This is a genomic window from Shewanella sp. SM20 (assembly GCF_025654545.1).
Classification (GTDB): domain Bacteria; phylum Pseudomonadota; class Gammaproteobacteria; order Enterobacterales; family Shewanellaceae; genus Shewanella; species Shewanella oncorhynchi.
Map to the genome: position 1 here is coordinate 1 of NZ_JAKKRK010000031.1, position 13,077 is coordinate 13,077.

The 13,077-nt window shown below is 44.4% G+C and carries 10 protein-coding genes and 1 pseudogene; 4 read left to right on the forward strand and 7 right to left on the reverse strand.

The window, feature by feature from the left end:
- The first annotated feature begins 75 nt into the window (after positions 1–75).
- Both L5M18_RS13800 and L5M18_RS13805 read left to right on the forward strand, forming a co-directional pair.
- Positions 76–1,287 (forward strand): IS256 family transposase, encoded by a 1,212-nt coding sequence (locus tag L5M18_RS13800; protein WP_263195317.1) that lies wholly within the window; start codon positions 76–78, stop codon positions 1,285–1,287.
- 34 nt (positions 1,288–1,321) lie between these two features.
- Positions 1,322–1,687 (forward strand): annotated as a pseudogene (locus tag L5M18_RS13805) (ATP-binding protein); the annotation flags it as partial.
- 86 nt (positions 1,688–1,773) lie between these two features.
- On the opposite strand, the gene tcdA reads toward L5M18_RS13805, so the two are convergent.
- The gene (tcdA, locus tag L5M18_RS13810) at positions 1,774–2,583 is read right to left on the reverse strand and encodes a tRNA cyclic N6-threonylcarbamoyladenosine(37) synthase TcdA (RefSeq protein WP_219255115.1); all 810 of its coding nucleotides are present in this window, start codon (positions 2,581–2,583) and stop codon (positions 1,774–1,776) included.
- 426 nt (positions 2,584–3,009) lie between these two features.
- On the opposite strand from tcdA, the gene L5M18_RS13815 reads away from it, so the two are divergent.
- Positions 3,010–4,074, forward strand: a complete 1,065-nt coding sequence (locus L5M18_RS13815) for a porin (RefSeq protein ID WP_263197387.1) — start codon at positions 3,010–3,012, stop codon at positions 4,072–4,074.
- Positions 4,075–4,509: 435 nt separating this feature from the next.
- Positions 4,510–5,568, forward strand: coding sequence for a porin (locus tag L5M18_RS13820; protein WP_263197389.1), 1,059 nt, complete (start codon positions 4,510–4,512; stop codon positions 5,566–5,568).
- A 168-nt stretch (positions 5,569–5,736) separates the two neighbouring features.
- Here the strand turns inward: L5M18_RS13820 and parC are convergent, their stop codons facing one another.
- From parC to L5M18_RS13850, 6 genes are read right to left on the reverse strand one after another with little or no spacing between them, the layout of a single operon-like run.
- Positions 5,737–8,013, reverse strand: a complete 2,277-nt coding sequence (parC, locus tag L5M18_RS13825; protein WP_105251475.1) for a DNA topoisomerase IV subunit A — start codon at positions 8,011–8,013, stop codon at positions 5,737–5,739.
- Entirely contained in the window at positions 8,006–9,178 is a 1,173-nt protein-coding gene (locus L5M18_RS13830) for a PQQ-dependent sugar dehydrogenase (RefSeq protein ID WP_263197390.1), read from the reverse strand. Before L5M18_RS13830 ends, parC begins: the two co-directional genes overlap by 8 nt.
- A gap of 52 nt (positions 9,179–9,230) precedes the next feature.
- Complete coding sequence (parE, locus tag L5M18_RS13835; RefSeq protein ID WP_263197392.1) at positions 9,231–11,117, reverse strand: DNA topoisomerase IV subunit B; 1,887 nt, start codon at positions 11,115–11,117, stop codon at positions 9,231–9,233.
- 56 nt (positions 11,118–11,173) lie between these two features.
- Positions 11,174–11,749, reverse strand: coding sequence for a YqiA/YcfP family alpha/beta fold hydrolase (locus L5M18_RS13840; protein WP_105251472.1), 576 nt, complete (start codon positions 11,747–11,749; stop codon positions 11,174–11,176).
- 26 nt (positions 11,750–11,775) lie between these two features.
- Positions 11,776–12,615 carry a 3',5'-cyclic-AMP phosphodiesterase gene (gene cpdA / locus L5M18_RS13845; protein WP_173246864.1) on the reverse strand — a complete coding sequence of 280 codons (840 nt, stop codon included), beginning with the start codon at positions 12,613–12,615 and terminating at the stop codon, positions 11,776–11,778.
- Between the two features lie 15 nt (positions 12,616–12,630).
- Positions 12,631–13,071 (reverse strand): DUF1249 domain-containing protein, encoded by a 441-nt coding sequence (locus L5M18_RS13850; protein ID WP_263197395.1) that lies wholly within the window; start codon positions 13,069–13,071, stop codon positions 12,631–12,633.
- Positions 13,072–13,077 lie beyond the last annotated feature (6 nt).

Here is a 13,077-nt window from a genome sequence, read left to right on the forward strand (position 1 = left end):
AGAGACTGTAACTAATTTTGTGTAACTGCTTATCAAAAAGTACTCTATAGAGAGTCAAGGATAGGCAGATTACTCATGAACAACAAAGATATTGAAGCTTTTGCTAAAGAAGCAGCTAAAAGCATTAAAACACCTGAAGACTTAAATCAATTCAGTCAAATGCTTAAAAAGATAACGGTTGAGGCCGCCCTTAATGCCGAAATGGACGAGCACCTCGGCTATGATAAGCATCAAAAATCTACCTCAACTAATAGCCGTAACGGTAAAACCAGTAAGCGTATTCAGACTGAAGATGGCCAGTTTGAGCTTGATACGCCACGAGACCGTGACGGCAGCTTTGAGCCTAAATTGGTCAAAAAGCACCAGTCCAGATTTACCTCGATGGACGATAAAATATTGTGGCTCTACGCTCAAGGCATGAGTACCCGCGATATCGTTCAAGCCTTTGATGAATGGTACGGCGCAGATATATCGCCAACGTTGGTTTCTCGTGTAACCAATGCCGTTCTCGAGCAAGTGGTAGAGTGGCAGAGCCGGCCTTTAGATGCCATTTACCCCATAGTTTACCTTGATTGCATCGTCGTAAAAATCCGTCAGGATAAGCGGGTTATCAACAAATCTATTTTCTTAGCGCTAGGTGTTAACCTTGAAGGCCACAAAGAGCTGATGGGGCTTTGGATAGCGGAAAATGAAGGCGCTAAGTTCTGGCTAGGTGTACTCACTGAGCTGCAACAACGAGGCGTTGAGGACATTCTCATCGCTTGCGTAGATGGCCTAAAAGGCTTCCCTGACGCCATAAATACCGTTTATCCAACCACTCATGTCCAACTCTGTATCGTGCATATGATTAGGAACTCGTTAAAGTACGTATCGTGGAAAGACTATAAGGCGGTAACCGCTGGTCTTAAAAGCATCTACCAGTCCGCTACGGAGGAAGAAGCGTTACTCGAACTCGAGCATTTCAGCAATGCCTGGGATGACCAATACCCTCAAATCAGCAAGTCGTGGCATAACCATTGGCATAACTTAACTACGTTCTTCAACTACCCTCAGGATATTCGTAAGGCTATCTACACGACCAATGCCATTGAGTCATTAAATAGCGTGATTAGGAGAGCGTTGAAAAAACGTAAGGTGTTTCCTAATGATGACTCGGCCAAGAAAATGATTTACCTTGCCATAAAAGAAGCCAGTAAAAAATGGACCATGCCCATTCAAAACTGGCGTACTGCGATGAGCCGATTTATTATTGAGTTCGAAGACAGAATTGTGAAGCATATTAACTAAATTGCAGTTACACAGAATCTGTTACACCCTCTATTTGTTAAATCAAATTGTTAGTAATATTCTCTCGAACGCCTTTACCCATGCATTCCAAGGACATGAAGACAATCTTATCCACATTAGTGCGACTTTGGATGAAGAATCAATTCAAATCAGCATTCAAAATAATGGCTTAGCCATTCCAGCCGATGTTGCTGAGCACATGTTCGAACCCTTCTTTACTACAAATCGTAATAAAGGTGGTACTGGCTTAGGATTATCAGCGGCCTTTAATGCCGCAACACTGTTGAAAGGCACTATGAGTTATCGCGCAGACTCAAAACTAGGCGGCCCACAATTTGATATTAAATTTCCATACACTCAATGTGAACCAGTCAATAATCAACAAGATTTTTATATCTAACTATAACCTAATGAAATTACATAATATTGAAGGGGTATCACCGCCCTTGAAAGCGGTGATATCTTGGCTGAATCTAGATTAAGAGTTTAAACCGCCTCTTGAGCCTGCTGTGCCAATCGCGCTAACACGCGACTTGCCGCCACAAAACCAAATGTCCCAGTGACCATAGTCACAGCCCCAAAACCAGAAGCACAATCCATCCTCATGCTGCCATCAGCCGCCGCTTTAGTACCGCACACTGAGCCATCGGCTTGGGGATACACTAACTGCTCACTGGAAAAAACAGCATCGATAGCAAACCGGCGTTGCACGTTTTTAGAGAAGTTATACTCGCGGCGCAAAATATTACGCACTTTGGCTAGCAAAGGATCTTGGTAGGTTTTAGCGAGATCAGTTAACTGAATTTGCGTCGGATCTGTCTGTCCACCCGCACCGCCCACTGTCACTATCTTAATTTTTTGACGTTTACACCAAGCAATTAACGCAGCCTTCTGCTTAACGGCATCAATACAATCAATAACATAATCAATATTGCCACCCTCTTTAGCTCCAAGCAAATACTCGCCTAGATTATCCAATGTAATAAAATCTTCAATTTCATTCACTTGGCAATCAGGATTAATTTCACGGATCCGTTGTGCCATCACAGCAACTTTAGAACCGCCGATGGTGGAGCTAAGAGCATGTATTTGTCGGTTAGTATTAGTGACACAGATATCATCTAAATCTATCAAGCTTATCTGCCCTATGCCGCTCCGCGCTAAGGCCTCTGCCGCCCAAGTACCGACGCCACCAATGCCAATTACCATCACATGGGATGTGGCAAATTTAGCCAACGCCTTTTGTCCATACAAACGGCCAATTCCGCCAAATCGATTTAGATAGGCCTCAGTCATAAATACTTACCTTATATTACCCAATAACAGCAGGAGCGCTTGCCCTAGCATCGAATGGATGCCAACAGGGGCAGCTTAATAGCAACACCAGAAATGTGCCGTGGATTCTAAACGATATCGACATAAACCGAAATCAGATCCTCAGCCACCAAACACTAGATGCAAAGGGATACGAATACTAAATGAGTGTAATAAAAGCAAAGGCCCATCATTTACAATCGAGTCATTTGGTAATCGACTTAATAAAAACCTGTATTTCACTTGTAAAACAATATGTTGAATAAGCCGCCCTTTATATAAAACTTGATCAGGATCACACTTTATCATTTCAAGTCTGTGCAGACTTTGCCACACAAAAGCTCAACAGCATGCATAGATACTGAAGTTATCAATGCATATAACAGCGATAAGCACAGGAAAATGAAGATGAAAAAGAATCTACTGACGACGGCTATTATTTCTAGCCTCACACTCTATTCATTCACAGCACTCGCCGATGGCCCTGAATTCTATGGTCATGCTGATCTTGCCATTACCAATTCAGACACAGGTTATGCAACTCAAAACCAAAAGGAGGGCACTGTTCTTGAAAACAACTTCTCTTGGTTAGGCGTAAAAGGTTCTGAAGCTGTAAGCCCTTACTTTGACATCATTTATCAAATGGAATTTGGTGTCGAAAACTTTGATAACTCAAATAAAACCTTCAATGCCCGTAATACATTCCTAGGTATCAAAAGTGCCGTAGGTACGGCTTTAGTGGGTCGTAACGATACCGTATTTAAAGCAGCTGAAGGTAGCTTCGATCTTTTCGGTAATACCAATGCTGATATCGACTTACTGGTTGCAGGCCAAACACGCTCCGCCGATGGCATTTCTTACTATTCACCTAAAATTGCCGATCTCGTGACGCTTAATGCCACTTATCTGATGAGTGATAACTATGACCAAGTGGATAGCAATGGCAACGACGTGTATAGCAAAGATCAAATGTATGCTCTGAGCGCCACCTTAGGGGATAAAGCCCTTAAAGCACAAAACTACTATGTCGCTGCCGCCTATAGTGATGGTATTGATAACGTTGAAGCCTATCGTGGTGTGGCCCAAGCTAAATTCGGTGACGTAATCTTAGGTGCCTTATATCAACACAGTGAGCATGTGGATGATAAGTTTGCCAATCTCTCAGGCGATACCTATTTTGTCAACGCAGCCTACTTAATTGGCGACTTAAAACTAAAGATGATGTACGGCAAAGATGACTCAGGTCTAGGCAAGTACGTGAGCCGTTATGTTGGTGACCAAAACAACAGTGGCCTAGAACAGGTCCGTGATGTTGACCTGCAACAGTTCAGTGTGGGAGCTGATTACCGCCTGAGCACTAAGACTATGGTCTATGGTCACTACACACGCTTCGATGGCGATCTTATGTTGGCCGATGTAAAGCAAGACCTGAATGACAACATCTTTACTGTTGGTTTACGCGTTGATTTTTAAATAGATTAATCAACTAACCCCAAGGTTATTTATTGATAAAAAAGCGGCTTCGGCCGCTTTTTCTGCTTAGATATCGCCCCCAAACACAAATCTATAACCAATATGACAGACTTGCTACAGCATTAGTATATGCTACAGTTACCCTCGCCGACGCACTATCTAAGGCAATCCGCCTTACCTACCACTTAAGTAGTAAGTGAAAAATAGAGTTTTACCCCTTTCAGGTAAATTTGCAGTCAAGATATAAGGAAAGATCCCAGAAATGGCCCGAATATAGGCAAGGAGAGCCAAAAACATGATCTGCGCCACAGCCTGCGAGTCGTAAAACTGTAAAAATCGGCGGCAACTTTGTTACCGACTCAGGTAGCAAATGCGTTAAACCACACAAAAACCATGAAAAATGGATAAGAACTTAGGTTCGAGGGAGCACAAAACATGAAAAAGACATTCATCTCTGCATCAGTTGCATCAGTATTGGCATTGGCTTCATTCGGTGCGCTAGCCGAAGGCCCAAGCTTCTATGGTCGTTTAGAGCTTGCTCTAACCCATACTGACACAGGTGCCACTCTACAATCAGGTACTAACGGCTTAAATGCAAACTATGCCGATGAAAATAACGCAGGTACTTATTTAGAAAATAACTTCTCTCTATTAGGTGTTAAAGGCTCAGAAAAAATCGCTGATGGCTTTGACGTTATCTACCAAATGGAATTCCAAGTTGAAAACACTTCTGGTGCAGGTGATGTTTTCAAAGCACGTAACACTTTCTTAGGTTTAAAAACTAACGCTGGTACTGTGTTAGTGGGTCGTAATGACTCAGTATTCAAACAAGCCGAAGGTGCTGTGGATATTTTCGGTAACACTAACGCCGATATCGACCGTTTAGTCAGTGCCCAAACTCGTACTGCCGATGGTGCTTGGTACTATTCACCAAAAATTGCAGGCTTAGTGACATTAAACGCTAACTATCAATTTGATGATAACGACACTACAGCTAAGACTTCTGAAAGCCTATATGCATTAAGCGCAACTCTAGGTGACAGCAAGTTTAAAGAGCAAAACTACTACGCTGCAGTAGCCTATAACAAAGGCATCGCGGGTGTTGATGCATACCGTTTAGTTGGCCAAGCAAAATTCGGTCAATTCAAAGTTGGTGGTTTATTCCAAAACTCTGAAGATGTTGTGAACAATGACATCGAAGGTAACACTTACTTTGTTAACGTTTCTTATGATCTGAACGGTGTAAACCTGAAGGCTGAATACGGCATTGATGAAGCTGGTTTAGGTGGCGCTTACACTAAACTGGGCGGCGTAAAAGGTGCTGATGACATCAATTTCCAAAACTTCAACATTGGTGCTGATTATCGCGTAGCGAAATCAACTATGATCTATGGTCAATACGCTATGTACCGTGGTGATTTTACTGTTGCTAATGCTAAAACAGATCTACAAGATGACAACGTATTCTCTGTAGGCGTACGTTACGACTTCTAATCTCTTAACCAAGAGATAAATTAAAAACCTACTGTAGCGATACAGTAGGTTTTTTTATGTCTCAAATCTAATCCAAAAGCGCCAAAAATAAAAAACCACCTAAGCCAAACTAAGGTGGTTTTAGTTAACCCATTTAATTCTTTACAGCATTGAAACCATTACAAAGCATTAGATGCTCGCTAAAGCATCACCACCGTCACCTAATTCAACGCTATCGACACGTTGTAATCCTCTAGGCAATTTAGCACCACGACGACCACGTTCACCTCGATAATGCTCAAGATCGCTTGGCTTCAGTGTGAGTTTGCGCTTACCTGCCCACAAGGTAACCGGCGTATCACTAGGCACTAATTGTAAATGCGTCATAAGTTCATCGCGACTCTTGGCCCTTTCGGTTGGTATGCCAATAATTTTATTACCTTTACCCTTGGATAATTGCGGTAACGCTTCTAGCGAAAACAGTAACATCCGCCCTTCGTTTGTGATCGCTAGCAGTGACATTTCTTTAGTGCGGTCGATCAACTTAGGCGTTAATGATTTAGCGTTTGTTGGTAGACTCAGCAAGGCTTTACCTGCCTTATTGCGCGACACCATATCGTTGTATGAACAAATAAAACCGTAACCCGCATCCGTTGCTAACAAGTAACATTGGTCTTCTTCACCCATCAACACATGCTGCATGGTTTCGCCAGGTGCCATATTGAAGCGAGTCGTAATAGGCTCACCTTGGCTACGGGCCGATGGCAGAGTATGGCTATCCGTCGCAAAAGCCCGCCCAGACGAATCAATAAACACTGCGGCCTGATTGCTACGTCCCATCGCGCTACATAGATATTGGTCGCCAGACTTATAGGAGAGCGACAAAGGATCGATATCGTGGCCCTTAGCACAACGCACCCAACCTTTTTCAGATAAGACAACCGTCACGGCTTCTGTCGGTGTTAACTCTTGTTCAGTTAATGCTTTGGACTCATTACGCAATACGATTGGCGAGCGACGATTATCGCCATAGGTTTCGGCATCTTGAATTAATTCTTTCTTGATCAACGTCTTCAAGCGACGCTCTGAGCCCAATAACTGCTCCAGTTTTTCGCGTTCGGCTTCAAGCTCATTTTGTTCGGCCGTGATCTTAAATTCTTCTAACTTAGCTAAATGCCGTAACTTTAACTCGAGGATCGATTCGGCTTGTTTATCACTGAGTGAAAAACGGGCCATCAACTCGGCTTTAGGATCATCGTGAAAACGAATAATCTCGATCACTTCATCAATGTTGAGGAAAGCGATCATTAGGGCTTCGAGTATATGTAACCGCGATACCACCTTGTCTAAACGATATTCTAAACGACGTTTAACCGTATCAACGCGGAACTCTAACCACTCAGTTAATAAGGTTTTCAACCCTTTAACTCGCGGACGTCCATCGAGACCCAGCACGTTTAAGTTAACTCTAAAGCTCTTTTCTAAATCTGTGGTGGCAAACAAATGCGCCATCAGTTGATCGCAATCGACGCGATTGGAGCGCGGCACCACCACAAGACGCACTGGGTTTTCATGATCCGACTCATCGCGTAAATCGGCCACCATAGGCAATTTCTTCGCCTGCATTTGACCGGCGATTTGCTCTAAGATTTTACCGCTACTGGCTTGATGCGGCAGCGCCGTTATAATGATTTCACCGCCATCGACAGTGTAAACCGCACGTGCTCTTAATGACCCACGGCCCGACTCATAAATTTTTGCAATATCGGCAGACGGGGTAATAATCTCGGCTTCAGTTGGATAATCAGGGCCTGGTACAAAGGCCATCAATTGCTCGAGTTCAAGCTTAGGATCATCGAGCAATGCTACGCAGGCGGAGACTAATTCTCTCACGTTATGCGGCGGAATATCCGTCGCCATACCTACGGCAATACCAGTAATACCATTGAGTAAAATATGCGGTAAACGTGCCGGCAGTACTTTTGGCTCTTTTAACGTGCCATCGAAATTAGCACCCCATTCAACCGTACCTTGCCCCAGTTCACTGAGTAACACTTCAGAGAATTTAGAGAGACGTGCTTCGGTATAACGCATAGCCGCAAATGACTTAGGATCATCGGGGGCACCCCAGTTACCTTGGCCATCGACTAACGGGTAGCGATATGAAAATGGCTGCGCCATCAATACCATAGCCTCATAACAGGCACTATCGCCGTGAGGATGGTATTTACCTAATACGTCACCAACCGTACGAGCCGACTTTTTATGCTTAGATTGAGCCGACAAACCTAACTCACTCATCGCATAGATAATTCGACGCTGTACCGGTTTAAGTCCATCACCAATGTGTGGCAGGGCTCGGTCCATAATGACGTACATGGAATAGTTCAGATAAGCCTCTTCGGTAAAGCGCCGCAATGGCATTTGCTCTACCCCATCGAGACTTAACTTGATAGCGTCACTCATTTTCTTCTAGTTCCTGTGTTTCTTCAGTACTATCGCCCTTATAAAACAAGCGATACACGTTACCTTTTAAATCATCGGAGATGTACATAGCACCATCGGATGCCGATAACAGCGCAAAGGGTCGAGCAACGGGAAATTCACCGTCAAGGAAACTAACAACCGTTTCACGACTCACCACTTTTTGATCTTCAATCTTCAACATCACCACTTGATAGCCAACTTTACTCGAACGATTCCACGAGCCATTTTCGGCGACAAACAACTGATTATGGTAAATATCGGGAAATTGACTGCCGCGATAAAATGCAAGTCCCGTGGGTGCAACATGGGCTGGCAACTCATACATTGGCAGAGTGATTTTTAAATTTTTCGGTTTTTCATAGGCGGGTTCGACAACACTACTGGCATGTAAATAAGGGAAGCCATAATGACTCCCTATGACATCAATGCGGTTAATCTCATCGGGTGGCAAGTTGTCCCCCATCCAATCACGGCCTTGATCGGCAAACCATAATTTTTTGTCTATTGGCGACCAATCAAATCCACTTGCATCTCGCACACCAGCCGCAATCTGCTCACTCGCGCCTGTATCAACATTGATCGCTATGATACTACTGTAAGGCACTGGCGCTTCACAGACGTTACAGGGCGCACCAATAGACACATATAAACGGCCATCTGGGCCAAAATTAATTGCCCGAGAACTTTTCTTCTCTGAGTAAGGCAAGTCACTGTAAATCTCTTTGGGTCGACTCGGGCGGCGCAATCTTTGCTCAATATCAACAAAGCGCACTATTTGATTTTCAGTGGCGACAAACAAGTCACCATTGTGGAATGCAATCGCATCGGGTGATTCAAGCCCTTTGGCTATCACATAGCGCTTATCGACACGACCATCTTGATTACTATCAACGAGAGCATGGATAGTGCCGCTCTTATTGGAACCGACAAATAAAGTGCCATTAGCCCCCATCGCCATCTGCTTAGCATCGCCAATATCCGAGGCATAAAGCGATAAACCAAACCCCTTAGCGACGGTAATCATGATCGATTGGGAACCCGCAAAGGCGCTATTGCAGAGCAATAACGTCACACTCACTAAGAGCGTAAAACCGGCAGAAAACACCTTTAAGCAATTATAATTATTAGTTTTAATATACAACATTGTAATTTTCTTTATGCCTATGTTTTATTGTTATCGGCAATAGTGCACAACATTAAAGTAAAGCCATGTCACCCTTATCTTCAAGCCAGTTTTTACGGTCCGGCGAACGCTTCTTAGCGAGCAACATATCCATCAAAGCATCCGTTTCTTCGATGTCATCTATCGTCAACTGTACTAAACGACGGGTGTTTGGATCCATCGTTGTTTCACGAAGTTGTAAAGGATTCATCTCACCCAAGCCCTTAAAGCGGGTGACTTGTACCTTACCCTTTTTATTCTCAGCGGCAATACGGTCTAAAATACCCGCTCTTTCTGCCTCATCTAAGGCGTAATAAACCTCTTTGCCGATATCAATACGGAACAACGGCGGCATAGCAATATACACATGACCCTGCTCAACTAAGATACGGTAATGCTTCAAAAATAGCGCGCATAACAAGGTAGCAATGTGCAGTCCGTCTGAGTCGGCATCCGCAAGGATACAAATCTTGCCATAACGTAATTCAGAGATATCGCTGCTATCGGGATCGCAACCAATCGCCACCGAAATATCATGGACTTCCTGTGAAGCTAACACCTGCGAAGCATCGACTTCCCAGGTATTCAAGATTTTTCCACGCAGCGGCATGATGGCTTGAAACTCACGATCGCGGGCCTGTTTAGCACTGCCACCCGCAGAATCCCCTTCCACGAGGAATAACTCTCCGCGCATCGGATCTTGGCCACTACAGTCTGTCAGCTTACCCGGCAGTGCAGGTCCCGAAGTCACCTTTTTGCGGGCCACTTTTTTGGCGGCCTTTAAACGACTCTGGGCATTATTAATGCACATTTCGGCTAAGGATTCAGCTAATTCGGTATTTGAGTTCAACCAGAGTGAGAATGCGTCACGCACAACGCCAGACACAAAAGCAGCGCATTGGCGACTAGAAAGCTTTTCTTTTGTTTGACCAGCGAATTGCGGTTCTTGCATCTTCACCGACAATATAAACGCGGCGCGATCCCAAATATCTTCAGGTGAAAGTTTAATGCCACGGGGAATTAAATTTCTGAACTCACAAAATTCGCGCATCGATTCCAATAAACCTTGGCGGAAACCATTCACATGGGTACCACCGAGCGGAGTCGGAATTAAGTTTACATAACTCTCGCCAATGGATTCACCGCCTTCTGGCAACCAAGTAATCGCCCAATCTGCGGCTTCTAGCTGGCCCTTAAAACAGCCGACAAACGGCTCTTCTGGCAACCTTAAATTGTCGCCAATCGCTGCCTTCAAATAATCAGTTAGGCCGCTTTCATAGAACCATTCATGGACTTCGTTTGTCTGTTTATTGGTGAATTTGATCCGTAAACCTGGGCACAGTACCGCTTTAGCACGAAGTAGAAAAATCAGTTTTGAATTTGAGAAGTTAGCCGAATCAAAATAGCTCGCATCGGGCCAAAAATGCACTCGAGTCCCCGTATTACGACGGCCACAGGTCCCTGTTGGGCGTAAATCTTCAACCTTAAAGCCATTTTCAAAAGCGATGTCATACACTTGGCCATCACGGCGAACCGTGACTTCGACACGGCGCGACAAAGCGTTAACCACCGAGATACCGACACCGTGTAAACCACCGGAGAACTGGTAGTTTTTATTCGAAAATTTACCGCCAGCATGCAATTTGGTCAGAATTAACTCAACCCCAGGAATGCCTTCTTCTGGGTGGATATCCACTGGCATACCACGGCCATCATCAGTGACTTCGAGGGAGTTATCTGTATGTAGAACAACTTCAATTTTTGTCGCGTGACCAGCCAATGCCTCATCGACACTGTTATCTATGACCTCTTGGCCCAAATGGTTCGGTCTGGAGGTGTCGGTATACATACCTGGACGGCGTTTAACAGGATCGAGTCCGTTGAGAACTTCAATGGCGTCAGAGGTGTATTGATTTGTCATAGGGCACGCTATAGGTTGTTATATCCGGCCATGTTGCGGCTCGGCATGTCAGTTTGTCAAGGTAAGTGTAAAAATTGGCTTACAGTTTGCAGATGCGACTCATAACCAACAAAGCTGTGATCACCACCCGCTTCAACTCGCAATTGACAGTGATGATACTTATTGACCGCTTCGCGATAATCCAGCACATCATCACCTGTCTGCAATAATACCAAAAAACGATCCGGATTGCGGATCACAGCCGTATTAAATTCAGCGACTTCAGACTTATGCTCAGGTAAGACAAGATAATGCTGTTCAGTGTAAGGATTGAATTGCGGCCCCATAAACTCATCGAACAACTCAAAGGGTTTTACCGCAGGATTAACTAACACCGCTTTGCCACCGTAGGTTTCGGCTAAATAGCTGGCGAAATACCCACCTAAAGATGAGCCTATATAAGCTAATGGCTCTTTGGCATCAATCGCAGCCTCAACATAAGCGGTTAAGAGCACCATCGCAGCCTTAGGTGTATTAGGCAATTGGGGCTGATGGAAGGCCACACTAGGATGATGCCGCGCCATGTACTTAGCCGTCATCACAGCTTTATCTGAAAATGGAGAGCTATTAAAACCGTGAATATAAAGCAGCATATTTCCTCAGGCTGCGGCTATTCGCGTTAATAACCGCTAGAGTTGTTGTCGGGGGAAAAATGGTTACCCGGTACGCGATACACTTTAGTGTTGATGCTACCATCGGCTTTCAACTCCAGCAAACGATAACCCGGTTGAACGCCATCCAAGGCAAAATAAGGCGATAACGGCTTAAATTGAATACAAGTGGAAGGTGTCGCCATCAACTGCAACGTGCCATGGGGCCCATTATGATGGGTATCAATACATTGGTGCACATGTCCCCAGAGCAATCCTTTGACCTGCGGATATTTTGCCACTCGCGCGATAAACTCGGCGCCATTGTCCATGCAGTGCTGATCCAACCAAGTACAATTCACAACGATGGGATTGTGATGCATCACCAGTAAAGTATGGCATTCAGGATGTGCGGTAATGGCTTCATCAATTAATTCGAACTGAGTCTCGGCCATATTGCCGCCAGGCTTTCCCCGCACGGTTGAATCCAACATGAGGATTTGCCAGTTTCCCGCCAGAATACGCTGCTGCCCAAAAATCTGTTCACCCTGCATGTGCAGATACATGATCCGTGGATCGTCATGATTTCCAGGAAGATAATGGCAAGGTAAGCCAACGGGGGTGACTGCTTTCACAAATTGCTGATAGGACTCAGCCGAATAGTCTTGACTCAAATCGCCCGTGGCGAGCATCAAGTGAGCAGGATAGTCCACAGCTCTAATCGTATTTAATACAGCAGCAAAACTTTTGCTAGTATTAACTCCTAATAGCTGAGCTTCAGGATCGGCAAAAAGATGCGGATCAGTGACTTGCACGATACGCACGCTTTCCCCTTCAGCTATGGAGTAAGAGACAGCCTCTTTCAGCACATTGAATACCCAATTCTAAGACTGGCACACGACACTGTGTTGGTAACCAATCTTTAATAACTCTTCCAGGAATACATTCACCTGGTACTTTTCATCACTTTGATACATGCGTACATTGGGATAATCATACACTGGGCGTAATTGGTAAATCTGTTGGCCAGTTAACACTTCTGCTAATTTAGCATCGTGATAAATTCTCACTAACACCTTGGGAGTATTGATAAACTCCTTGATTTCGATGGGACGAGATATCTCAACTAGCTGAGTATATTTGGTATTTTCTAAAATTCGCACTACTAATATACCAAACTCACCTTCGAGTCGCCATGACTCACCGATAGCTATCTCTAACGGTAACCATTTCAACATGTAGCCATAATTACGCCCGCACAGTGCTAAAAAATCACTGACGTTGGGTTTATAGCGCCGTTTTAGACTCGAAGTAGCCAAATTCATCCCAAC